21 protein-coding genes are annotated in these 23498 nt (G+C 49.2%); 13 read left to right on the top strand and 8 right to left on the bottom strand.

The window, feature by feature from the left end; translation table 11 throughout:
• Positions 1 to 147: 147 nt before the first annotated feature.
• Both metE and DF182_RS32710 read left to right on the top strand, forming a co-directional pair.
• Entirely contained in the window at positions 148 to 2436 is a 2289-nt protein-coding gene (metE, locus tag DF182_RS19630; RefSeq protein WP_113617521.1) for a 5-methyltetrahydropteroyltriglutamate--homocysteine S-methyltransferase, read from the top strand.
• Positions 2437 to 2464: 28 nt separating this feature from the next.
• Entirely contained in the window at positions 2465 to 3070 is a 606-nt protein-coding gene (locus DF182_RS32710) for a cysteine-rich CWC family protein (RefSeq protein ID WP_113617520.1), read from the top strand.
• Between the two features lie 75 nt (positions 3071 to 3145).
• On the opposite strand, the gene DF182_RS19620 is transcribed toward DF182_RS32710, so the two are convergent.
• Positions 3146 to 3574, bottom strand: a complete 429-nt coding sequence (locus DF182_RS19620; protein WP_113617519.1) for an FKBP-type peptidyl-prolyl cis-trans isomerase — start codon at positions 3572 to 3574, stop codon at positions 3146 to 3148.
• Between the two features lie 101 nt (positions 3575 to 3675).
• Between DF182_RS19620 and DF182_RS19615 the strand changes: the two genes are divergently transcribed.
• Both DF182_RS19615 and fmt read left to right on the top strand, forming a co-directional pair.
• A complete protein-coding gene (locus DF182_RS19615) occupies positions 3676 to 4848 on the top strand; it encodes an exo-beta-N-acetylmuramidase NamZ family protein (protein ID WP_113617518.1) in 1173 nt (390 codons plus the stop codon).
• Between the two features lie 20 nt (positions 4849 to 4868).
• Positions 4869 to 5795 (top strand): methionyl-tRNA formyltransferase, encoded by a 927-nt coding sequence (fmt, locus tag DF182_RS19610; protein WP_245957495.1) that lies wholly within the window; start codon positions 4869 to 4871, stop codon positions 5793 to 5795.
• Between the two features lie 72 nt (positions 5796 to 5867).
• Here the strand turns inward: fmt and DF182_RS19605 are convergent, their stop codons facing one another.
• From DF182_RS19605 to hemH, 7 genes are all read right to left on the bottom strand, one after another.
• Positions 5868 to 6830: a LysM peptidoglycan-binding domain-containing protein gene (locus tag DF182_RS19605; RefSeq protein ID WP_113617516.1), complete on the bottom strand. Its 963-nt coding sequence runs from the start codon at positions 6828 to 6830 to the stop codon at positions 5868 to 5870.
• Between the two features lie 210 nt (positions 6831 to 7040).
• Complete coding sequence (locus tag DF182_RS19600; protein WP_113617515.1) at positions 7041 to 8444, bottom strand: methyltransferase RsmF C-terminal domain-like protein; 1404 nt, start codon at positions 8442 to 8444, stop codon at positions 7041 to 7043.
• A 134-nt stretch (positions 8445 to 8578) separates the two neighbouring features.
• A complete protein-coding gene (locus DF182_RS19595; RefSeq protein ID WP_113617514.1) occupies positions 8579 to 10144 on the bottom strand; it encodes an NAD(P)(+) transhydrogenase (Re/Si-specific) subunit beta in 1566 nt (521 codons plus the stop codon).
• A 19-nt stretch (positions 10145 to 10163) separates the two neighbouring features.
• A complete protein-coding gene (locus tag DF182_RS19590; protein ID WP_113617513.1) occupies positions 10164 to 10475 on the bottom strand; it encodes an NAD(P) transhydrogenase subunit alpha in 312 nt (103 codons plus the stop codon).
• Between the two features lie 43 nt (positions 10476 to 10518).
• Positions 10519 to 11658 carry a Re/Si-specific NAD(P)(+) transhydrogenase subunit alpha gene (locus DF182_RS19585; protein ID WP_113617512.1) on the bottom strand — a complete coding sequence of 380 codons (1140 nt, stop codon included), beginning with the start codon at positions 11656 to 11658 and terminating at the stop codon, positions 10519 to 10521.
• Positions 11659 to 11720: 62 nt separating this feature from the next.
• Positions 11721 to 13070, bottom strand: coding sequence for a protoporphyrinogen oxidase (gene hemG, locus DF182_RS19580; protein ID WP_113617511.1), 1350 nt, complete (start codon positions 13068 to 13070; stop codon positions 11721 to 11723).
• Positions 13071 to 13081: 11 nt separating this feature from the next.
• Positions 13082 to 14125 carry a ferrochelatase gene (hemH, locus tag DF182_RS19575; protein WP_113619648.1) on the bottom strand — a complete coding sequence of 348 codons (1044 nt, stop codon included), beginning with the start codon at positions 14123 to 14125 and terminating at the stop codon, positions 13082 to 13084.
• 298 nt (positions 14126 to 14423) lie between these two features.
• On the opposite strand from hemH, the gene hemA reads away from it, so the two are divergent.
• The 9 genes from hemA to DF182_RS19530 all read left to right on the top strand — a co-directional run bounded on the left by hemA (position 14424) and on the right by DF182_RS19530 (position 23489).
• Positions 14424 to 15677, top strand: coding sequence for a glutamyl-tRNA reductase (gene hemA / locus DF182_RS19570; protein WP_161964186.1), 1254 nt, complete (start codon positions 14424 to 14426; stop codon positions 15675 to 15677).
• A 5-nt stretch (positions 15678 to 15682) separates the two neighbouring features.
• The gene (hemC, locus tag DF182_RS19565; RefSeq protein ID WP_113617509.1) at positions 15683 to 16603 is read left to right on the top strand and encodes a hydroxymethylbilane synthase; all 921 of its coding nucleotides are present in this window, start codon (positions 15683 to 15685) and stop codon (positions 16601 to 16603) included.
• Complete coding sequence (locus DF182_RS19560; RefSeq protein ID WP_113617508.1) at positions 16593 to 17336, top strand: uroporphyrinogen-III synthase; 744 nt, start codon at positions 16593 to 16595, stop codon at positions 17334 to 17336. The genes hemC and DF182_RS19560 overlap by 11 nt, the downstream gene beginning before the upstream one ends.
• A complete protein-coding gene (hemE, locus tag DF182_RS19555) occupies positions 17333 to 18361 on the top strand; it encodes a uroporphyrinogen decarboxylase (protein WP_113617507.1) in 1029 nt (342 codons plus the stop codon). The genes DF182_RS19560 and hemE overlap by 4 nt, the downstream gene beginning before the upstream one ends.
• 4 nt (positions 18362 to 18365) lie before the next feature.
• Positions 18366 to 19292: an oxygen-dependent coproporphyrinogen oxidase gene (gene hemF, locus DF182_RS19550; RefSeq protein WP_113617506.1), complete on the top strand. Its 927-nt coding sequence runs from the start codon at positions 18366 to 18368 to the stop codon at positions 19290 to 19292.
• Positions 19293 to 19336: 44 nt separating this feature from the next.
• Positions 19337 to 20308 (top strand): porphobilinogen synthase, encoded by a 972-nt coding sequence (gene hemB, locus DF182_RS19545; protein ID WP_113617505.1) that lies wholly within the window; start codon positions 19337 to 19339, stop codon positions 20306 to 20308.
• A gap of 54 nt (positions 20309 to 20362) precedes the next feature.
• Positions 20363 to 21658 (top strand): glutamate-1-semialdehyde 2,1-aminomutase, encoded by a 1296-nt coding sequence (gene hemL, locus DF182_RS19540; protein WP_113617504.1) that lies wholly within the window; start codon positions 20363 to 20365, stop codon positions 21656 to 21658.
• Positions 21659 to 21796: 138 nt separating this feature from the next.
• Positions 21797 to 22225: a hypothetical protein gene (locus DF182_RS19535; protein ID WP_113617503.1), complete on the top strand. Its 429-nt coding sequence runs from the start codon at positions 21797 to 21799 to the stop codon at positions 22223 to 22225.
• Between the two features lie 145 nt (positions 22226 to 22370).
• Entirely contained in the window at positions 22371 to 23489 is a 1119-nt protein-coding gene (locus DF182_RS19530) for an efflux RND transporter periplasmic adaptor subunit (RefSeq protein ID WP_113617502.1), read from the top strand.
• Positions 23490 to 23498: the final 9 nt, after the last annotated feature.

Here is a 23498-nt window from a genome sequence, read left to right as displayed (position 1 = left end):
CTGTTTTACCATCGCTCACAATATCATTCAAAGTAAAATATTCTACAGAAAGCACATTTTTTAATACAAAAAACCAAATTTATTAATATTGATCGAACAAACACACAATAATAATAGGTTTGCCTGGAACAAAAAACCATCCTATATATGATTACCAATATTCCAGGCTACCTGCGAATAGGCAGCCAGCGAGAATTGAAGAAAGCCTGTGAAAACTACTGGGCTGGGAAAATATCCCTGGAGAAACTGGAGCTAACGGCCAGGCAACTACGAAAACAACACTGGGAAACCCTCCATCAGGCGGGCATAGACCTGATCCCTTCCAACGACTTTTCTTTTTATGATCAGATGCTCGACATGAGCATGGCTCTTGGAGTGATTCCTGCACGTTTTCAGGAACTGCAACGTTCTTTTGCCAATCCGCATTGCCTGGAGCTGTATTTCGCCATGGCCAGAGGTTATCAGAAGAATGGATTTGATCTGACAGCACTGGAGATGACCAAATGGTTTGACACCAACTATCATTACCTGGTACCTGAATTTGATGAAAGCCAGACCTATGGCCTGCAGTGCCGCAAGAGCGTTCATGAATTTAAGGAAGCCCTTCAGCTGGGCATCCGCACCAAACCCGTGCTGATAGGCCCTGTTACCTATATCCTCTGCGGCAAAATAAAATCTGCAGGCATTACTCGTCAGGCACTGCTTTCCCGCCTGCTGCCGGCCTATATCGAACTACTGACAGCGCTCCGCGAAGCTGGCGCCGAATGGATACAGCTGGATGAACCCTCTCTGGTAACTGACCTGGAACCCGCTGACACAGCACTTTTCCAACAGGCTTACACAGCCATCCGCCAGGCACTCCCCCATCAGCAACTGCTACTCACCACCTATTTCGGCGGACTGGAAAACAATACCCAGTTGGCATTACAGCTGCCTGTTGACGCCCTGCACATCGACCTGGTACGTGCTCCGGAGCAACTCGATGACGTGCTGGCCGCATTACCGGAAAACATGCAGTTATCACTGGGAGTAGTAGATGGCCGCAACATCTGGAAAAATGATTATACCGTATCCACAGCGCTGATCCGGCGCGCAACAGCCGCCATCGGCGAACAGCGTGTTATGCTGGGCACTTCCTGCTCACTGTTACACGTCCCCTACAATCTCGATGATGAAACCGCTCTGGACCCGGCGATCAAACAATGGATGGCTTATGCACAACAGAAAGTGGAAGAAGTTGCCGCATTAAAACAAATCCTCGCCGGTGATGAAACGCTGCTGACCATTAACCGGCAGGTGATGGATAGTCGCCGTACAGCGCCAGGCATCCATGTACCGGCTGTAAAAGCAAGACTGGCCGCCATTACAGAAGCAGACTTCTCACGACCGCTTGCCTTTGCCGCCCGCCAGGCCCTTCAACAGGAAAAGCTGCAGTTGCCACTGTTGCCTACCACCACCATCGGCTCTTTCCCGCAAACCGTGGAAATACGGCAGCTGCGCTCCAATCTCAAAAAAGGACATATCACCCAGGAACAATACGACCACGACATCAGCACTGCCATCCGGGAAGCCATCACCTGGCAGGAAGCCCTGGGACTGGATGTACTGGTACATGGAGAGTTTGAGCGCAATGATATGGTGGAATATTTCGGCGAACAGCTGGAAGGATTTGTATTCACACAAAACGGATGGGTACAGAGTTACGGTACCCGCTGCGTAAAGCCACCAGTGATCTATGGCGATGTATGGCGTCCGTACCCTATGACCGTTGACTGGAGCCGTTATGCACAGTCCCTTACCGACAAACCAGTCAAAGGCATGCTCACCGGCCCTGTCACCATCCTGCAATGGTCTTTTGTCAGAAATGACCAACCCCGCATGGACACTGCTTTTCAGATAGCGCTGGCCATCGGTGACGAAGTAAAAGACCTCGAAGAAGCAGGCATCGCCATCATCCAGGTAGACGAGCCTGCACTACGGGAAGGGCTGCCACTGCGCAAAAAACAACAGGGCATTTATCTGGAACAGGCAGTCAATGCCTTCAGACTGTCTGTCAGCCAGGTGCAGGACAGCACACAGATACATACCCACATGTGTTATGCAGAATTCAATGATATCATCGCACACATCGCAGCAATGGATGCCGATGTGATCACCATGGAAACTTCGCGTTCCCAGATGGAGCTGCTGGAGGCATTTGCACAGTTCCGTTATCCGAATGAAACCGGCCCCGGCGTGTATGATATCCACTCTCCCCGTGTGCCCAGCGTGACAGAGATGAGCAAATTATTGCATAAAGCAGCTGCACTATTACCCGTCCGCAACTTGTGGGTAAACCCTGACTGCGGGCTGAAAACCCGCAAATGGCCGGAAACAGAAATGGCCCTGCGCAACATGGTGCAGGCTGCCCGCGAGGTGAGGAAGGAGCTCGCGTGATTCATCCCCTATTCCGTATATTTGTTTCATGCAAAAACATGAAACCATCTCCTGCCCCCGCTGTCAACGGCCTTTTGAATGCCGGGTCAACAATATCCGCAACTGCCAGTGCAGCGGGGTGCTACTCACCACGGAAGAAAGGTTTCAGATAGGCGAACAATATCAGGGCTGCCTCTGTGCAGATTGTTTACACGAAATGAAGACGGCGCTGCAACAGCCCGCGCTTCAACATACAAAAACCATGGCATACGAAGAACAGATAGAACGATCCGTTACCAGGATCTTTAAAGCAGTATTTCCCAATACAGTAAACCATTACGATACGCTCTTTGGTGGCACCGCCATGCATCTCATGGATGAAGTGGCCTTTATCACCGCCACCCGTTTTACGAAAATGCGTACTGTTACTGTATCATCAGACAGAATCGACTTTAAAAAACCTATCCCCCATGGTACTATCATCGAACTGGTAGGAACCGTAGTACATGTGGGTAACACAAGCCTGAAAGTGCAGGTAGACGTGTTTGTAGAACAGATGTACCTCGATCACCGGGAGAAAGCGATCAGCGGGACCTTTACATTTGTGGCAATAGATGAAAACAAAAAACCGATACCTATCAGGATACCGGCTTAAAAAGTTTACGGATTTCCAATGTTAGAATTACTTCCACATCAGAAATCCGTAAATCAATAAATCTGAGTATAAATATTAGAGGATTTCCACCAGTTCCAGATCAAACACCAGATCTTCGCCAGCCAGTGGGTGGTTAGCATCGAGGGTGATGAAATCAGTACCAATAGCTGCTACTTTCACCTGGAAAACCTGGCCTTCCGGATTGCTCATCTGCAGCTCCATACCAACTTCAGGATTCAGATCAGGAGGAATATTCGCTTTAGGAAAATCCATGATCATCTCTTCATTCTTGGGACCATATGCCTGATCAACAGGGATATGAATAGTTTTTTTCTCACCCGGCTTCATATCCAGCACTCCATTCTCAAAACCTTTGATAACCATGTGTGCGCCTACTTTGAATTCCAGGGGTGCTCTGCCCTCTGAGGAATCAAACATAGTTCCGTTGGTTAAACGGCCCTGGTAGTGCACTTTCACAGTATCCCCGTTTTTAACAGCTTGCATAATTTAGTTGTTTATTGTTAATAATAAGCGCAAGATAATAAAACAGCACGTATTCACCATTTTTTCTGCCTCCCATACAGGTTTTACCGTATCTTACCGGCATGAACCGTATATTGATCATCTGTACATTTTTTTGTGGCCTGTTTGCTGCTGCACAGGCACAGTATGCGTCCCACGTAATACCGGGAGCTGCGCAAACCAGCAAATATCTTCCACTGCTGAAAGACAAGCGGGTGGCCCTGCTGGTCAACCAAACCGCCACTATCGGCCAAACACATCTTGTAGACACACTGCTGAAACTGCAGGTACACATCTCCAAAATCTTCAGCCCTGAACACGGTTTCCGCGGCAACGCTGATGCAGGCGAAAAAGTAGGCAACAGCACCGATCCTAATACCGGACTGCCTGTAGTATCGCTCTATGGTTCGCACCGCAAAGCTACGGCCGCCGACCTGCAGGATGTAGACGTCCTCATCTTCGATGTACAGGACGTAGGCGCCCGCTTCTATACCTACATCTCTTCCCTGCAGGAGCTGATGGAATCCGCTGCCGAAAACAACAAACTGTTGTTGGTACTGGACAGGCCTAACCCCAATGGAGACTATGTAGATGGTCCCATCCTGGACACCGCCTTCCGTTCTTTTGTAGGCATGCAGCCTATCCCCATCGTTCATGGTATGACTGTAGGAGAATACGCACAAATGCTCAACGGTGAACACTGGCTCAGCAAAGGAGTACAATGCCAGCTGAAAGTGATCACCTGTGAAAACTATACCCACCACACTTTTTATCAGCTGCCGATACCGCCATCACCCAACTTACCAAATATGGCTGCAGTAAACCTGTATACCTCCCTTTGTTTTTTTGAGGGCACACCTGTCAGCCTGGGCCGCGGTACCAGCAAGCCTTTCCAGCTCTTCGGATCTCCGCTGTTTCCGAAAAAAGGATTCTCTTTCACGCCACTCAGCGTACCTGGCGCTAAGAATCCACCGCTGAAAGATCAGCGCTGCTATGGCTTCGACCTGAGCAATGCACCGGAAGCCAGACCTGCAAAAGGCCGCAAAATAGCCCTCAAATGGCTGTTACAGGCTTATGCACTCTACCCGGAAAAAGATAAGTTCTTTAGTAACTTCTTTAATAAACTGGCCGGTAATGCCACACTGCAACAACAGATCAAAAGCGGTCTTTCTGAAGCAGCTATTCGTAAAAGCTGGGAACCCGGACTGCAGCAGTTCAAAGCTATCAGAGCGAAATACCTGTTGTACGAGGAATAATTGCTTTACTTTTGCGTACTATGAACAAACAGCTTCGTATCGTTTTTATGGGGACGCCTGACTTTGCAGTAGCGTCACTGGATATACTTGTTGAAAACGGATTTAATGTGGTAGGGGTAGTCACCGCGCCTGATAAGCCCGCCGGCAGAGGATTACAGCTGCAGGAAAGTGCTGTCAAAAAATATGCTGTCAGCAAAGGGCTGCCGTTGCTGCAACCGGAGAAACTGAAGAATCCGGATTTCATTGCACAGCTGGCTGCACTGAAAGCAGATCTGCAGGTGGTAGTAGCCTTCCGTATGTTGCCCGAGATCGTATGGAACATGCCGCCACAAGGCACCATCAACGTACATGCGTCCCTGTTGCCCAACTACAGAGGCGCCGCACCGATCAACTGGGCTATCATCAACGGAGAAAAAGAATCCGGTGTAACCACCTTCAAACTGCAACACGAAATCGATACAGGTGATATACTCTTCAATGATACAGTGACTATCCGCGAAGATGAAACCGCTGGCGAACTACACGATGAACTCATGCAAACCGGTGCCCGCCTGCTGCTCAAAACAGTACAGGCCATCGCTGCCGGTACAACCCAAGAAACGCCACAGGCCAGCATCGCCGCTGAAGATGTTAAACATGCGCCTAAAATATTCAAGGACACCTGCATGATCAACTGGCAGGAGCCACTGGATAAGATATACAACCTGGTACGTGGCCTGAGCCCCTATCCTGCTGCCTGGACCACCTTACAGGATAAAAGCCTTAAAATCTATAAGGCGCATAAACAGTATGCACAACCTTCCATAGCGCCTGGAGAATTCGATACTGATCAAAAAACCTATGTCAGAATCGCTGCTCCTGATGGTTATCTTTACCTCGATGAAATACAACTCGAAGGGAAAAAAAGAATGGATATAACCACCTTCCTCAGAGGATACCGGTTTTAACCAATGATGATAAAAACAAAAAAGCGAAGATCATAGTGATCTTCGCTTTTTTGTTTTTACTATTTCAGTAGATTAGTTCTCGTAGCTCAGTTCGCAATAGAAACGCGCATCTGTCATTCCTAATGCCTGCATGGCGCCATCGCTCAGTTTAACGATCAGTCCTGCATTGGGCTTCATCTGTGGAATCACATCCAGCACTTTGGCGTAAATAGCTTTGCCGTTGAGCGGGTTGGTAACTTTGATGATAGTACCACGGGCAGCGGTGTTGTGCAGCGCATAGTATTTACCCACAGCATTGCTCTTAAACCAGGTACCAGGGCCTTTTTCGGTAGCCACTTTTTTACCGCCACCGGTTTGCTGATCATACAATTTTTCGAAATCAGCGCTAGACGCCACAGGTGCTGGTTTTGTAGCAGGTGCAGTGGCTGGCGCTGTTTCAGGAGACTCGGTCACAGGACGCGCTTCCGGTTCCTTTTCTTTTTCCTTTTCTTTCTTTACTTCCTTACGGGGAGCTTCTGTTACCACCGGTGCAGGCGCTTCCTGTTTAGGTTCATTTTTCACTACTTCCGTGCGGGGCTGAGGAGCAGGGCTGTTACCGGTTTTCAGATAACCAATGATAACGTAGCTGTCTTTCTTCAGACCATCACCCTGGAAGTTATTCCATTGACGGATGTTGTCCAGCGGTACTTTGTTGTAGTTAACACTCACACGGTACAACGTTTCTTTCTCCGTTACTTTGTGATATACCGGTGTTCCTGTAGCTTCCGCTTGCTGGGAGAAGTTGGAAGCGGAGAGAGGAATATGCACGTTGTGTCCAAGCTGTAATCCCTGTTCCATGGTGATCTTATTGGCGGCGGCAATTTCTTTTGGGGGCACACCATAAGCACGGCTGAGGCTATAGAAGTTTTCTCCCTTTTTAACGATGTGGGAGATATAAAGAGCCGGTGAGGTACCCTGTACCTGCAGCGTGTCCTGCGCTTTTACCACTCCTGCACTTAAACCAAACAAGGCAATTGATAGAATCGATTTTACCATACTAACTCTTTTTATGTGAATTACCGTCCTTTTTAGGGCAACGAATATATGCGATAAAATTGACAAAAATATTTAATAAAACAAACGAAAAAACATGCTTTTTGTTGTCATTCACTGCATGTACGCCATAGTTCGACATGCAGATAAAACTCCCGTTGGCAGCTTATTTCACAAATATGTAACAGAGGGAACAAATAGCGCAGCAACTTTTTACAGCCCGCTGATATCTTTCAAAATACGGAGTTCTTTAGGATAATAATTATTCATCCGGTTAGGTAGTATTTTTGCCCAGCCCAGCGCCATTTGCTCATAACGCATCAGCGCCCAGCCTCTCACGGTAGTGTCTATACCCGGATCTTCTTTGCGAAGATACTGTAAGGCAGCTTTAAGATCAAGATCTATCACCGGCACCTGGTCCACAAGCAGATTGCTCAAAGCCAGCTGATGATCTGGTATCAGCTCTTTCTTTCCGAGCTGCCCTGCTTTCACACCAGCTTTGCGAATATACAAATGTTGTTGCAGCATTGCTATTTCTGATGATACCATGGAAGATAAAATCAGGATGTCTTCCTGATGCGGCTGATACGTATAGCCTTCCGGCAATTGTATCCACTGCGATAACAGCTCCCGCTCCTTTGCCCCAATGGCGGCAGTTTTCGCTTCCTTACGCTTCACCGTATCTGCCATACTCCGCTTGCGGAAACAGGCAATAAAAAAACCTTCTCCCTTCAGTCTGTCAGGATAAAAACGGTATCCGCTGCAATTACGTTTATGCGTTACCGTTGTAACAATATTCCAATCATCAGGAATTTCCAGTGGTATATTTTCCAGTTCAAAATGATCTGCCAGCCAATCGAGAATTTCTTCATCTTCTTCTTTTGAAAAAGAGCAGGTAGAATAGATCAGTACACCATCTTCTTTCAGGGCAGGCAACACATCGGCCAGAATACGCTGCTGGCGCTGGCTGCAGAGCATCACATTTTCAGGCGACCATTCTGTTACCAGTTCAGGATCACGACGGAATAAACCAGATCCGGAGCAGGGTGCATCAATGACTACCAGATCGAAATATCCGGGCAGGCGACCAAAATCGCGGGGATCGTTATTACTCACCACCACGTTTGCAGCGCCCCATTTGCTGATATTGTCTGCCAGTAATGCAGCACGGGCCTTAATCACTTCATTGGCCACCAACATGCTGTTACTATTGAGGAGCGATTGCAGCAAAGTAGATTTCCCTCCTGGCGCAGCACAGAGGTCCAGCGCTTTCAACGGACGGTCCAGCGCTACAGTAGACCGAACCGCATGTTCGAGGAACATGGAAGAAGCCTCCTGTACATAATAAGCACCGGCATGAAAATATGGATCGAATGTAAAAGACGGACGCTGTGGGAGGTAATACCCTGTAGTACTCCAGGGTACCCGTTGAGCACCGGTAGCGGACAGCGAGGATAGAATATTTTCCTGTTCTGCTGCTGTACGCACCTTCATTGGGTTTAACCGGAGTGAAGTAATTTTTTCTGCTGCTGTGTGCACTTGTTCAAATGAAGTCCGGTTAAAACCGGAAAGTCCTTCCAAAGAATCTATCAGTGCCGCTGGTAAATGATTGGACAATGCTCTTTTTTTCGCAAAAATAAGGAGGATCGTGGAAAAGTTGTTGTAAAGGCTTCAGGGAACGCAAAGAGCGCAGTAATTTTTTCTAATCCTGAAAAAATCACTGCGCTCTTTTCTGTGCTTGACAGGTGGTTTTATACCTGTTTGATTTCTGCCACCAGTTGCTGCAATACCTGTTTGGCATCACCAAACAACATGGAAGTCTTTGGTTGAAAAAACAAATCGTTTTCAATGCCGGCATAACCTGGTTTCATGCTTCGTTTGTTCACGATCACCAGTTTGGCATTTTCGACTTCCAGTATCGGCATTCCGTAAATAGGGCTGGAAGGATCATTTTTGGCGGCAGGATTTACCACATCGTTGGCACCCAGCACCAGCACAGCGTCTGTGGTGGGCAGCTCAGCGTTGGCACCCTCCATCTCCAGTAATTTTTCATAGGGGACATCAGCTTCAGCCAGCAACACGTTCATATGACCAGGCATACGGCCGGCTACCGGATGAATAGCATATTTTACGACTACGCCTTTATCTTCCAACAACTTCTCCAGTTCATGACAAGCATGCTGAGCCTGGGCTACAGCCAGGCCATAACCCGGTACTATCATCACTTTACTGGCATATGCCATAACTACGGCAGCGTCGGACAGGCTCACTTCCTTGTAGGTACCATGATCTTTGACAGTACCGGAAGCAGTGGTGCCATTGCCGAAGGAGCCGATCAGTACATTTTTAAGAGAGCGGTTCATGGCCTTACACATCAGGATGGTGAGGATGGTACCGGCAGAACCTACCAGGATACCACCGGTCAGCATTACCGGGTTATCGTACAGGAAGCCGCCACATGCGGCCGCTACGCCGGTAAAAGAGTTCAGCAGGGAGATCACTACCGGCATATCCGCTCCGCCAATTGGCAATACGAACAATATGCCGTATAACAGGGAGCATAACAGTACCAGGTAAAAAAGCAGTTGAAAGCTCAGTAGTGAATGGGGAGTACCGGCTGAAACGGCAGCATCCACCTGATTATTCACTGTCACTACCAGTACGATAGCACCCATCAGGATCATGGCCATCACCGCAAGGTTTACATAATGCTGGCCTTTGAAGGAGAAATCACGGATGCGTCCGTTCAGTTTTCCCCAGGCGATCACGCTGCCGGCAAAAGAAACGGCCCCGATGATCAGTCCCAGCAGAATGATAAGCAGGTGCCCCCGCATGTCGATGTTGGTATCAAGGCTGAAGTTGAGTGAGCCGGCACCGTCTTCCAGCCGGGCCTGCAACAGCTTCTGCATTTTTATGATCAGTTGTTCCCCTGCAGTAGAGAGCAGTTGATTAACATTAAAACGGGAATGTATCAGGTGGTCGAATTCCACTATGGAGATAAGGGCCGCACAGGCGCCTCCCATACCATTGAACATGCTGACCATTTCTGGCATGGCGGTCATCTTCACTTTTTTGGCAGACAACACACCGATGACGGTACCTATCAGCAGACCGGCAGTGATCCATCCATAGTTATGTAAATGATGACCATCATCGGATTTATAGAGGAAGATAGTGCCCAGGATAGCCAGCGCCATACCAGCGGCCGCCACCAGGTTGCCTTTGCGGGCAGTATCCGGTTTACTGAGCATTTTCAGGCCCAGGATAAACGTAACAGAGCCGATCAGATAAATGATTGATAGTACACTGGATCCCATAAAATTGCGCTTTAAACCATTAGTGCTTTTTCTTTTTAAACATCTCCAGCATACGGTCTGTCACCACAAAACCACCTACTACATTGACCGTGCCCAGGATAACGGCCAGGAAGCCGAGGATCAGCGCCAGATAGTTGTCCTGTTCTGCTTTTCCCATGACGATGATCGCACCGATGATGACTACACCGTGAATAGCATTGGCGCCACTCATCAGCGGCGTATGCAGTACGGAAGGCACACGGGAGATAACTTCCACCCCCAGGAAAACGGATAAAATCACGATATAGATCAGCTCCGTATGTTGATGAAAAAAAGATAGAATATGTTCCATGCTTGCGGTATTTTGATTAGTCGGACAACAATGATCTACAGCGCTAGATAGTGCTGGTAGCTGGTTTAGCGCTCTTCAGGCGTTCATTGACGATTTCTCCGTTGTGGGTGATACAGGCACCTTTCACAATATCATCCTCAAAATTCAAGTGCAGGTTTCCTTCTTTTGTCAATATGAGTTTCAGGAAATTGAAAACGTTTTTTGCGTATAGTTTGCTGGCATCAGCCGGCATGGTTGCGGGGAGGTTGGAATTACCGATGATGGTGATGCCGCGGTAATGCACGGTTTCATTGTTGCGGGTAAGGGCGGTATTACCACCGGTAGCAGCAGCCAGGTCTACGATCACGGCGCCACTGTGCATCTGGTCCAGCATAGGCTGGGTAACAAGCACCGGAGCGGGTTTCCCCGGTATCTGTGCAGTGGTGATCACAATATCTGCTTTGGCGATACTTTCTGCGATCTTCTGCTGTTGTTTCTTTTGATATTCTTCATTCTGTTCTACTGCATAACCGCCGCCGGCAGAAGCATCGGCAGCGCCTTCCACTTCCACAAAGCGGGCACCGAGGCTCATCACTTCTTCTTTTACGGCAGGGCGGGTGTCAAATACTTCTACCACGGCCCCCAGCCTTTTGGCGGTGGCGATGGCCTGCAGTCCGGCTACGCCCGCACCCAGTATCAGTACTTTGGCGGGGGCTATACTGCCCGCTGCTGTCATAAACATGGGAAAATAACGGGAATAGCTATACGCTGCCAGCAATACAGCCTTATAACCGGATATATTGGCCTGGGAACTGAGTACGTCCATCACCTGCGCACGGGTGGTACGCGGGATGGAATCAAGGCTGAAAGTGGTGATATTTTGGGAGGCCCAGTAACCAACCTCTTCAGGCCGAAATAAGGGTTGCAGCACGCCGAGGAGGATCTTCCCGGCAGCTATCTGCTCCGCCAGCTCCCTTGACGGAGGCTGTATAGTAAAAATGATATCCGATTGCGACAGCACTTCGGCCGCTGTTTTGATCAGCGCGCCTGCCTGCATATAGGCGTCATCGTTATAAAACGCCTGTTCTCCGGCCCCTTGCTCCACCCACACGGTTACCGACATCTGCTGCAGCTGCTTCACTATTTCAGGCGTGAGTGAAACCCGGGTTTCGCCGTTTTTTTCTTTTAAAATTCCTGCAATCATCTGGTGGAAATTTATAATGGAATTTAACGAAAAAACGGCAACAAAGAAAACAATTCCGATGATTAATTTTTCATGAGTGAATCAGCTAGTGTAGCCGCGTGCTGTATCAGCGCAGGCAATGCCACGCCCTGCACATAGTTGGCTTTCAGCAAAAGGCCGGGGTGCTGGTTTTCCATGGCAGCAACAGCATCCCGCAACTTTGCATGTCCTACATTTAACTGCGGAATGGCCTTCTCCAGATAACTGAAATGCTGCATTACCGGAGCTGCATTCAATCCCAGCAGCGATTGTACTTCCTTTATGACGATCTCCTGCAGCCCTGCAGCTCCCAGCTCATCGAAATATTGCTCCTGACGGGCGCCTCCCACAAATACTGTGAGCAGTAATTTGCCCTGCGGGGCTTTGTGAGGGAAGATGGCTGAATTACAGATAGCACCCAGGAAATGTAGTTTTTCTGCATGCGGCACCAGGAACCCAAAACCTTCCAGTGGCTGAGGAAGCGCACTGCCCTCAAATCCCAGATGCAACACGCCCATACGCGGATAATATACCTCTTGTAGCAGGGCCGCTACTCCGGCATCCAGGCCTGCCAGTTGTCTGGCCGCCACATTGGCCGGCGTAGTGATCACCACCTGATCTGCCGTGATGATATGTTCTCCGCCTTGCTCTTCACAAGTCAGTGTATAACCACCATCAACGGCTTTATTGATATGTTTCACGGAACAGTTGAACCGTACCGGTGTTTGTAACAATTCCTGCAAACGGCGGGTAAGCCTTTGATTGCCGCCCGACAGACTGATGATCTTACGTCCGGCCATACCACCCTTTTCTTTCATCAGTCCTTTGGTGATACTGCCGTATTCACGCTCCCAGCGCGGCAAGGCAGGCAACACTTCTGCGATGCTCATCAGATCGGGATTGCCGGCATAGATACCAGACAATACCGGATCAAATACATAATCCGCAATTTCCTTGTTAAACCTTCTCTCCACAAAATGAGAAACCGTTTCTTCTCCCGCTGCTGGTGCTGGTTTACGGAAACGTTCCGTAAACAGGCGCCATTTGCTGCCACGGCTGATATAATCGGAGCCCATGATCTTCAACGGATGAGGCGATATGGCATGTAACCGGTTATTCCTTACCAGGAAACGGTTTTTGCTGACAGCGGAAGCATACAGCATCTCCTTTTCCAGGCCCAGCTCCTGTAGGAACTCCAGGGTTTCCGGTGTAGCCGCAATGGTGTTGGGCCCTGCATCGAGCTCATAACCATCCTTGTTGAAAGAGTGTATCACACCGCCGCTATGACTGGTTGCTTCCAGCACCAGATAAGGCACCTGTCTTTTCTGCAGCTCGTAGGCGATGCTCAGGCCGGAAATACCGGCCCCGATGATCAAAACGGGTTTCTGTGGCATATGGTTCAAGGTTATACGGTTTCCTCCTCCATGATCTGATGGCAGTATTTAACCACCGCTTTTACCCACATAGGATGAATATTCAGACAAGGGATCATGGTAAAGCTGTCCCCTCCGTTGTTCATGAAAGAATGTTTTCCTTCTACGGCAATTTCTTCCAGTGTTTCAAGGCAATCAGAAACAAATGCCGGGCATACCACCAGCAGTTTTTTCTTACCTTCTCTTGGCAGTGTTTCCAGCAGTCCGGCGGTGTAGGGTTTCAACCATTCTTCGCGGCCCAGCCTTGACTGGAAGGAGATTCCCCATTTTTCGCGGGGCAGACCCAGTTTAGCCGCCACCAGCTCTGCGGTAATGAACACCTGATGCCGGTAACAGTATTCATGTGCCGGTGATTGCACATGACAACAGTCGGTTACTTTCATACAATGATGTCCGGTGATGTCTCCCTTACGGATATGCCTTTCAGGCACACCGTGATAGCTAAACAGCACATAATCATGCTCCTGTTGCAGATAGGGCCGCATGCTCTCTGCTACAGCATCGATGTATGCAGGCTCGTCATAGAATGGAGGTATTACTGAAAGTTTGAACTTGTATTTTTTCTTTTTGTAGATCTCTTTCGCATATTCTGCCGCTGTCTCATAGGAAGACATGGCATAATGCGGATATAGTGGCAATACTATTACTTCCTTCAGTCCCGGATTTTTTTTCAGCAGGTTGTCGAAAGCCTCTTCCGGGTGTGGATTGCCGTAACGCATCGCAATCTCCACCGGCACGTCCATATCATGCTGAACAGCGGTCTGCAGCTGTTTGGTGAGTGCTATCAACGGGGACCCTTCCTTCCACCAGATAGAAGCATAAGCTTCCGCCGATTTTTCTGCACGGCGGGGTACGATGATCCCTTCAATCAGTATCTTGCGGAACAGCCAGGGGTAGTCGATCACGCGTTTATCCATCAGAAATTCCGACAGATAACGCTTCACATCAGGGACCGCCGTAGAATCGGGCGAACCCAGGTTCATCAGAATAATGCCAACATCAGATTTAGATACCATGAGCTTAATAAATTGCTGCAAAAGTAAATAACAAATTCACACAAAGTGCTTTTTCAGGAAGGCCGCTATTGTCCCTTCCACAGGGCCTTTTGTCATGTGTTTGTAATGATTGTTCACTATTATTTCGTATATTCGTGTAATCCTCTAACCACAAAACAGAGGACCCGCAAAAACTGATAAAAATCATTTTTTCGTCGTATTGGATACCAGTAGGAGAAATGACACACTAATGACAGCCTTATCCCGTTTGTTTGCGGCGTATCCAAGTATTTTTGCAGCCGGAAGCTTATACAAAAACATGCAGGTCAGTCACTCAAAAGAAATAGCAAATTTTCATATCGTTGGGATCAACTATAAGAAAACAGACGCTGCTATCAGGGGATTATACGCCATTAATCCGGCCCAATACCAACAACTCCTGGAGCATGCCAGGACTGTGCAATTAGATGATCTCTTTGTACTCTCCACTTGTAACAGAACGGAATTATACGGTTTCGCGGACAGCCCGCAGGACCTGCTGGACTTGTTGTCCCGTGAAACACACGGTGACAGGGCACAGCTGGGAGAACTGGCTTATTCCAAATCCGGCGAGGAAGCCATCCGCCACCTATATCAGGTAGGTACCGGCCTCGACTCCCAGATATTGGGCGACTATGAAATCATCGGCCAGATCCGTAATGCAGCCAAGTTTGCCAAAGCGCAGCAATGCCTGGGCAGTTTCCTGGAAAGACTTGTCAACAGTGTGTTGCAGGTTTCCAAACTCATCAAAACAGAAACCGGCCTTAGTAAAGGTACCGTTTCCGTGGCCTTCGCCACCGTACGGATGCTCGAACGCCACTGCCCGGATATCCGTCATAAAAAAATCGTATTACTGGGTGTAGGCAAAATAGGCCGCAACACCTGCAAGAATATGATTGAATACCTGGGCGTGAAAGAGGTCACCCTCATTAACCGTACCCTTCAGGTAGCCGCTGATTTCGCCGGCCAGCATGGCCTGCGTTATGCGCCCTACGAAAACATGGTAAGTGAAATGCAGGCCGCCGATGTGGTACTGGTAGCTTCCAATGCACCGGAACCTACTGTACTGGCCTCCCACTTCCATCAATCATCTCCCAAGCTGATCATCGACCTCTCCATCCCTTTCAACGTGGAATCGGCTGTCGGTGATCTGGAGCACGTCACCCTCGTGAATGTAGACGAGCTCTCAAAAGTACAGGACGAAACCCTGCAAAACAGGCTGGGTGAAGTACCTAAAGCCCTTGCCATCATCGATGAGCACATGGCTGAATTCCTGTACTGGTACAAAATGCGCAAACATGCCGTTGTACTCAAAGCCGTTAAAGACAAACTTCAGGAGATCCACACCCGCGAAATACAACAACAGAAAAACGGCTCCGGCTATAAAGTGGAAGATATGGAAGAAGTGTCTTCCCGTATCATCCAGAAAATGATCAACCTCATGGCAGGAAAAGTACGCAAGGAAACCGATAAGAGTGACCTGTACATCGCTATGATCAACGATATTTTCGAGACCGGAGTTAAGCAGGACTAATTATCATGGACAAAATTATCAGGATAGGTACAAGAGAAAGCCAGCTGGCACTCTGGCAGGCACATCAGGTCAACGACCTGCTCACCGCACAGGGTTATAAAACCACGCTGGTGCCCATTAAAAGCGAAGGCGACATCGATCTCGTTACTCCACTGTACGAGATAGGTGTACAGGGCATCTTCACCAAAAGCCTTGACCTCGCACTGCTCAACAACCGTATTGATATCGCTGTACACTCCTTTAAGGACGTGCCCACCCAGCTGCCTCAACAAATTGTGCAGGCCGCTGTGCTGCAACGCGGTCCGGTGAAGGATCTGCTGGTATACAAAAACAGTACTGCCTTCCTCGGCGAGCCTGGTTATGTGGCCAATATCGCCACCAGCAGCGTACGCCGCAAAGCACAGTGGTTAAGGAAATACCCACAGCACCAGTTACACAACCTGCGTGGCAATGTCAACACCCGCCTGCAGAAACTGGCCGCTGAAAACTGGGATGGCGCCATCTTCGCCGTTGCCGGCCTGGAAAGGATCAACATACGTCCGGCTAACTCCATCGACCTCGACTGGATGCTGCCGGCACCTGCACAAGGCGCCGTAGTAGCCGTATGCCGTGAAGACGATGCCTTCTGTCGTGAAGCCTGTGCCGCTTTTAACCATGCGGAAACAGCCCTCTCCACACATATAGAACGTGAATTCCTACGTACCCTGATGGGCGGATGCACCACCCCTATCAGCGCTTACGCTCAGATAACCAATGATACCGTACACTTCCGCGGTGAACTCTGCAGCCTCGATGGCACTCAGTTCCTCGATATCTCCCGCGAAGTAACCGTAGCACAGGCACAACACCTGGGCAAAGCCGCCGCCGAGGACATCATGGCCCGCGGTGGTGATGAAATTGTAGCAGCGATCAGAAATGCCGGATAATGTCAAATACCGCATATTATGCACCAGGCCACTTACAGACAGCTTAATCGCTGCAGCTGGTGACAACGGTATTGCCATCGACGTACTGGACTTCATTCAGATAAAACCACTGGTCAATAAAGACCTGCTGGGAGAAGAAAACATGATAAAGGTATTCGGCAAACCGGCAACAGCCCTGGTATTCACCAGCGCACATGCCGTAAAAGCTTTTGCTGATTACCTTCACCAGAGTGCTGATTATTATATAATCCCTCATCCGATATGTTGTATCGACGGAAACACCAAAAAGACGGTACAACAACTGCTGCCCGACAATCCCATAGTGGCGGAAGCCTCCTATGGTAAAGACCTTGCAGCAGCTATCATAGCACTGGGCAATATATCCGAAGTGATCTTTTTCTGCGGTAACCAACGTCGGGACGATCTCCCCGAAGGCTTACGCAAAGCGGGTATCACCGTACATGAATTTGTAATCTACGAAAACGTGTCTACACCCGCTGTGATAACCGATGATTACGACGGCATACTGTTTTTCAGTCCCAGCGCGGTGAAAAGTTTTTTCTCCGTCAACAAGCTGCCATCCAAAACCGTTTGTTTTGCCATCGGCACCACCACTGCTTCCATACTGGAAGACTACACAAACAATAAAATCATCATGAGCCCTCTTACAAGAGAGGAGTCCATGGTACAAACAGCTATATTTTACTTTAACAATATTAACTGCTACGAATGAGCGCTTTGAAGAACGATTTATTGCTGAAGGCCCTTAGAGGCGAAACTGTTTCCCGCACACCAGTATGGATGATGCGTCAGGCAGGCCGCTATTTACCGGATTACATCAAACTGCGTGATAAATATAGTTTCTTTGAACGCTGCGAAAATCCTGAGCTGGCCACCGAAATCACCGTTATGCCGGTAGACCAGGTAGGTGTAGACGCTGCCATCATTTTCTCCGACATCCTGGTAGTACCACAGGCCATGGGCATGGAAGTACAGCTGATTGAGAAAGTAGGCCCGCTGCTGCCACAGCCGGTGAAAAGTGCACAGGACCTGCAACGTTTATGCGTTCCCGATGTACACGAAAGACTGCATTATGTATTCGATGCCCTGAAGCTCACCAAACAAACCCTGGCTGGCCGTGTGCCGCTGATCGGTTTTGCCGGTGCACCCTGGACATTGCTCTGCTATATGGTACAGGGCAAAGGCTCCAAAACTTTTGATGAAGCCAAAGCTTTCTGTTACCAGCAACCCGCAGTAGCCCATCAGCTGCTGCAGATGATCACCGATACCTCCATCGCTTACCTGAAAGCACAGGTGGCTGCCGGTGCCGATACCGTACAGATATTTGATTCCTGGGGCGGCCTGCTCAGTCCACAGGACTTTGAAGTGTTCTCCCTCCAGTATATCCGTCAGATCGTGGCTGCCATGAAAGAGATATGCCCTACAATCGTATTCGCCAAAGGTGCCTGGTTCGCCCTTGAAGATATGGCCGCTACCGGCGCTCATGGCCTGGGTATCGACTGGTGTATCAAACCGGAACTGGCCCGTCAGTTTGCAGGTAGCAACATTACCCTGCAGGGCAACTTCGACCCGGCTAAACTGCTGGCTCCTATCCCTGAAATTGAAAAATCTGTGAAGGAAATGCTGAAAGGCTTCGGCCGCCAGCGTTATATCGCCAACCTCGGCCATGGTATCCTGCCGAACGTACCGGTAGATCATGCCAAAGCATTTGTTGAAACAGTTAAAGCACACGGCTAATACCATGAGCATCAAAAATAATTTTATCACTTTTATACGGGACCTGCAGGATGAAATATGCAGCGCCCTGGAAAAAATAGACGGCAAAGCCACTTTCCGTGAAGACCACTGGGAACGCCCCGGTGGCGGCGGTGGCCGCTCCCGTGTGATCGCCGACGGTAACGTCTTCGAAAAAGGCGGTGTCAGCACCTCTGTCGTACACGGCGACCTGCCCGAAGTAATGGCCCAGCAGTTTGGTGTTACCAACAGCAAATTCATGGCCTGTGGCATCTCCCTCGTGATACACCCGCTCAATCCTTTTGTTCCTACTGTACATGCCAACTTCCGTTACTTTGAACTGTATGATCAGGACGGTAACCTGAAAGACAGCTGGTTTGGCGGCGGCGCAGACCTCACGCCCTACTACCTCGAAGAACAGGATGGCAGCCACTTCCACCGCACCTTTAAAGAGGCCAGTGATCCTTTCGGAACAGACCTCTATCCGAAATACAAAAAACATTGCGACGAATATTTCGTCAACAAACATCGTGACAACGAAGCAAGGGGCATCGGCGGTATCTTCTATGACTACCTCCGTCCCAATGCAGAAAAAACAGCGGAAGAACTCTTTGCTTTCTCCCAGGCCAATGGTAAAGCTTTCCTGAAAGCCTACCTGCCCATCGTGGAGAAAACAAAAGACATCCCCTATACAGAAGCCCATCGCAGCTGGCAGGCGTATAGACGCGGACGTTATGTGGAGTTTAACCTGATCCACGACAGAGGTACTTTGTTCGGACTCAAAACCAACGGCCGCACCGAGTCTATCCTCATGAGCCTCCCGCCGGTAGCCCGCTGGGAATACGACTTCCATCCGGAGCCCGGCAGCCCTGAGGCTCAGCTGGTGGAATGGCTCAAACCCCGCGACTGGATCAATGTTCAGGATAAAGGATGATCAAAACATCATCTCAAGATAACTAACACAAAAACTTACATCAGATGATCAGAAGAAACAGAATTTTAAGAGTATCCCCCGCCATTCGCGCGATGGTAGCAGAAACAATTTTGAGGCCCAGCGATTTTATCGCTCCCCTGTTTGTAACTGAAGGAGAAAATGTGAAGGAAGAGATCAGCTCAATGCCCGGCTATTTCCGGTATTCGTTGGACCTCACCATCAAAGAGGCCAAAGAACTGTGGAGCATGGGCATCAAAAGTGTATTGCTTTTTGTGAAAGCACCCGACAGCGTGAAAGACAATAAAGGCACCGAGGCTGTAAACCCTGAGGGACTGATGCAGCGCGCTATCCGTGGCATCAAAAACGCCATTCCTGAAATGGTGGTGATGACAGACGTAGCCCTCGATCCTTATTCCTCCTACGGTCACGACGGTATCGTGGAAGGCACGGAAATCGTTAACGACCCTACCGTGGAAGTACTGGCCCGTATGAGCCTCAGCCATGCACAAGCCGGCGCCGATTTCGTAGCCCCCAGCGATATGATGGACGGCCGTATCCTCGCTATCCGGAACATCCTCGAACAACATGGTTTCGATAAAACCGGTATCATGTCTTACAGCGCCAAATATGCATCCTGCTTCTATGGTCCGTTCCGTGATGCACTCGACTCCGCCCCCGGTTTCGGTGACAAAAAAACCTATCAGATGGACTACGCCAATTCCCGCGAAGCCATCAAGGAAACACTGATGGACATTGAAGAAGGAGCAGACATTGTGATGGTAAAACCAGCGATGGCCTACCTCGATATCATGCGTATCATCAAAGACAGTACAACCGTTCCCGTGAGTGCTTACCATGTGAGTGGCGAATATGCCATGATCAAAGCTGCTGCACAAAACGGCTGGCTCGACGAAAACAAGGCTATCCTGGAAAGCATGACCAGCATCAAACGTGCCGGCGCCGACCTGATCGCTACTTATTTCGCAAAAGACGCTGTAAGACTGCTGAATGCTTAATTCAGTATCTTGCAACCCATATCTATCTCAGTAAATTTTAAATAATTTCCTTTCATGTACAGCTACAGCAAAAGTGAAATGTTATTCGGGAAAGCAAAGCACGTCATCCCTGGCGGTGTTAACTCTCCCGTGCGTGCATTCAAAAGCGTAGGAGGCACTCCGGTATTTATGCAACACGCCAAAGGCCCCTTCATGTACGATGTGGATGGCAACAGGTATATCGATTATATCAACTCCTGGGGCCCCATGATCATGGGACACGCTTATGAACCGGTAGTAAAGGCCATTCAGGAATATGCTGCTTTCTCTACTTCCTTTGGTGCGCCTACAGAACTGGAAATAAAAATCGCGGAACTCATCGTAGGCATGGTGCCTAACATCGATATGGTCCGTATGGTCAACTCCGGCACCGAAGCCTGTATGACCGCCATCAGGCTGGCCAGAGGCTATACCGGACGTAATAAGTTCATCAAATTTGAAGGCTGTTACCATGGGCATGCAGACGCATTTCTCGTGAGTGCCGGCAGTGGTGTAGCCACCCTCGGCATCCAGTCTGTACCCGGTGTTACTGCTACCGTGGCAGATGATACCCTCACAGCCCCCTACAATAACCTGCCCGCTGTAGAACAGCTGATAGCAGACAATCCGGACCAGATCGCCGCCATCATCGTAGAACCGGTGGCCGGTAATATGGGCTGTATCCTGCCCCAGCCAGGCTTCCTGGAAGGACTGCGCCAGCTCTGCGATGCCAACGGCATCCTGCTCATCTTTGATGAGGTGATGACCGGTTTCCGTCTCGCACGTGGTGGTGCACAGGAACTGTTCGGTATCCGTGCCGACCTCGTTACCTTCGGAAAAATCATCGGCGCCGGTATGCCGGTAGGTGCAGTAGCAGGACCTAAGTCCATCATGGAAAACCTCGCTCCCGCCGGAAAAGTATACCAGGCTGGTACCCTCAGCGGCAACCCGATCGCAATGATCGCCGGTTATACGCTGCTGCAAACGCTGAATGACAACCCTGTCATCTACGAACAGCTGCGGGAAAAAGCAGAATACCTGGTAAACGGCCTGCGCGAAGCATTCGGCGCATCCGGAGTTGTGTACCAGATCAACAACCTGGGTTCTATGCTCAGCGTACACTTCACCGAATACCCGATCATTGACTTTGCCGGCGCTTCCGCTGCCAACAATGAACTGTTCAAACGTTTCTTCCATGCCATGCTCGAACGCGGCGTATACCTGCCGCCATCAGCCTTCGAAAGCTGGTTCATGTCCCAGGCGCTCACAACTGAAGAACTCGATGCTACCATAGCTGCCGCCAAAGCTGCTATGCAAGCTATCAAACAATAGTTAACAATTAAATCCTGTGCGGAGTGGTAGGGTTGGCATATGCCAACCCTTTTTTTATGCTGTGGTTATTCATCCCTTCAAACCGGCCATCAAATAAGCAGAGAGCCAAATCAAAAAATAAAATTATTTTTGTGCCTCATGGTCACACAAAGGCACATACTGAAACGATGGATGTATGTCTGTTTTCTGCTGCTACTGCAGCTTACAACAGGCGTCATACCCTCGCTTGCTGCCCATCAGCGCCTGTTATTGCAGGAAATCAAAATACAGGCTGCCCGTGAAGATTACCTCGAGAGCCTGCTGGCCAAATTACCACCCCAGCTAAATACAGATGAACCTGAAGATGTTGACGAAGTAATTCATGCCACCAAACACCGCCGTAAAACACGGTACTATCTCAGTGCATCTTCACAACAGTTCAGTATTGCCACCCGTGTAGCCTATATCGATAGCGACTACCTCTCCCAAAGTTGTCATATCAACGAAGGCAAAACCGGCGAATATGTCCGGCAAAAAGCCTTTTTACCCGCTTACTATAGTTTTCTATTCCGGTTTACTCCCTTCTGAGTATAGTTCTCCTTTAGTTATTGCTTTTTTTCTTTTCACTTTTTTCAGGAAGATGACAACCATAACCGCCACTATCGCGGAATGAGCCTTCCTATGTGTTACACTCACTTTTCCGGTGCGATACCGGAACAATATCGTTATATATATGCGTCAAAATACAGGGATTTACGCGTCGCTACTCACATTGTTTGTAGCCGGCTGCGTTACCAAAGGAGAAAGTACTCAGAACGAGGAACTGAAATCATTGCCTGTCACCAGTCTGGTAGCAAAAGATACTTTGCTGCATCGTACCTACGTGACCGACATACAGGCTGTTCAGAATGTGGAAATACGCGCCCGCGTAAACGGATTCCTGGATAAAGTATATGTAGATGAAGGACAGGAGGTCAAAAAAGGACAACTGCTGTTTGGCATCAACGATGCGGAATACCGTTCCGAGCTGGCCAAAGCCAAAGCAGTGCTGAGCAATATGGTGGCAGAAGCCAAATCAGCCTCGCTGGAACTGGAGCGTGTGAAAATGCTGGTAGAGAAAAAAGTAGTGGCTGCCTCCGAGCTGGAAGTGGCTACCGCCCGCCTCTCCGCCGCACAGGCCAAAATTGATGAAGCCCGTTCCGCAGAAAGCAACGCTGCCATGCATCTCTCTTACACCAGTATCAGAGCTCCTTTTGACGGCATCATCGACCGTATACCACTGAAAACCGGAAGCCTTATCAGTGAAGGAACCCTGCTGACCACCGTGTCAGACACCCGCGAAGTATATGCTTACTTCAACGTATCAGAAACAGAATATCTCCAATACAGTAAAGCGATTGCTAAAGGAGACAACAGCTACCGCCAGGTACATCTCGTACTCGCCGATGGTAGTGATTATAATCAGACAGGGCAGATAGAAACCATGGAAAGCGAGTTTGAAGAAAACACCGGTTCCATCGCTTTCCGCGCCCGCTTCGCCAATCCTGCCAAACTGCTCAAACACGGCGCCAGCGGCAAGGTGCGGCTCACCAGCGAAATGGACAGCGCTATCATCATTCCGCAGAAAGCTGTCTTCGAAATGCAGGACAAAAACTATGTTTTTGTGGTAGATGCATCCAATAAGGTGAAGATGAGAAACTTCGTTCCCAAGGCCCGTTTCTCCCATTTCTACATTGTGAAATCCGGCCTGCAACCCGGAGAACGCATCGTATGTGAAGGAGTACGCAATATTCGCGATGGTGTGCAGATAGCACCACGGACCGTGCCCATGGACAGTTTACTGATATTATAATCACGCTTA

Source organism: Chitinophaga flava (assembly GCF_003308995.1).
In the GTDB taxonomy this organism is placed as follows: Bacteria; Bacteroidota; Bacteroidia; order Chitinophagales; family Chitinophagaceae; genus Chitinophaga; species Chitinophaga flava.
This window is presented reverse-complemented; position numbering and strand designations above follow the sequence as displayed.

What these genes read in the sequence shown, in the direction of transcription:
- metE (WP_113617521.1), top strand. Translation starts at nt 148, where the DNA reads ATGATTACCAATATTCCAGGCTACCTGCGAATAGGCAGCCAGCGAGAA.
- DF182_RS32710 (WP_113617520.1), top strand. Translation starts at nt 2,465, where the DNA reads ATGCAAAAACATGAAACCATCTCCTGCCCCCGCTGTCAACGGCCTTTT.
- DF182_RS19620 (WP_113617519.1), bottom strand. Translation starts at nt 3,574, where the DNA reads ATGCAAGCTGTTAAAAACGGGGATACTGTGAAAGTGCACTACCAGGGC.
- DF182_RS19615 (WP_113617518.1), top strand. Translation starts at nt 3,676, where the DNA reads ATGAACCGTATATTGATCATCTGTACATTTTTTTGTGGCCTGTTTGCT.
- fmt (WP_245957495.1), top strand. Translation starts at nt 4,869, where the DNA reads ATGAACAAACAGCTTCGTATCGTTTTTATGGGGACGCCTGACTTTGCA.
- DF182_RS19605 (WP_113617516.1), bottom strand. Translation starts at nt 6,830, where the DNA reads ATGGTAAAATCGATTCTATCAATTGCCTTGTTTGGTTTAAGTGCAGGA.
- DF182_RS19595 (WP_113617514.1), bottom strand. Translation starts at nt 10,144, where the DNA reads ATGGGATCCAGTGTACTATCAATCATTTATCTGATCGGCTCTGTTACG.
- DF182_RS19590 (WP_113617513.1), bottom strand. Translation starts at nt 10,475, where the DNA reads ATGGAACATATTCTATCTTTTTTTCATCAACATACGGAGCTGATCTAT.
- DF182_RS19585 (WP_113617512.1), bottom strand. Translation starts at nt 11,658, where the DNA reads ATGATTGCAGGAATTTTAAAAGAAAAAAACGGCGAAACCCGGGTTTCA.
- hemG (WP_113617511.1), bottom strand. Translation starts at nt 13,070, where the DNA reads ATGCCACAGAAACCCGTTTTGATCATCGGGGCCGGTATTTCCGGCCTG.
- hemH (WP_113619648.1), bottom strand. Translation starts at nt 14,125, where the DNA reads ATGGTATCTAAATCTGATGTTGGCATTATTCTGATGAACCTGGGTTCG.
- hemA (WP_161964186.1), top strand. Translation starts at nt 14,424, where the DNA reads ATGCAGGTCAGTCACTCAAAAGAAATAGCAAATTTTCATATCGTTGGG.
- hemC (WP_113617509.1), top strand. Translation starts at nt 15,683, where the DNA reads ATGGACAAAATTATCAGGATAGGTACAAGAGAAAGCCAGCTGGCACTC.
- DF182_RS19560 (WP_113617508.1), top strand. Translation starts at nt 16,593, where the DNA reads ATGCCGGATAATGTCAAATACCGCATATTATGCACCAGGCCACTTACA.
- hemE (WP_113617507.1), top strand. Translation starts at nt 17,333, where the DNA reads ATGAGCGCTTTGAAGAACGATTTATTGCTGAAGGCCCTTAGAGGCGAA.
- hemF (WP_113617506.1), top strand. Translation starts at nt 18,366, where the DNA reads ATGAGCATCAAAAATAATTTTATCACTTTTATACGGGACCTGCAGGAT.
- hemB (WP_113617505.1), top strand. Translation starts at nt 19,337, where the DNA reads ATGATCAGAAGAAACAGAATTTTAAGAGTATCCCCCGCCATTCGCGCG.
- hemL (WP_113617504.1), top strand. Translation starts at nt 20,363, where the DNA reads ATGTACAGCTACAGCAAAAGTGAAATGTTATTCGGGAAAGCAAAGCAC.
- DF182_RS19535 (WP_113617503.1), top strand. Translation starts at nt 21,797, where the DNA reads ATGGTCACACAAAGGCACATACTGAAACGATGGATGTATGTCTGTTTT.
- DF182_RS19530 (WP_113617502.1), top strand. Translation starts at nt 22,371, where the DNA reads ATGCGTCAAAATACAGGGATTTACGCGTCGCTACTCACATTGTTTGTA.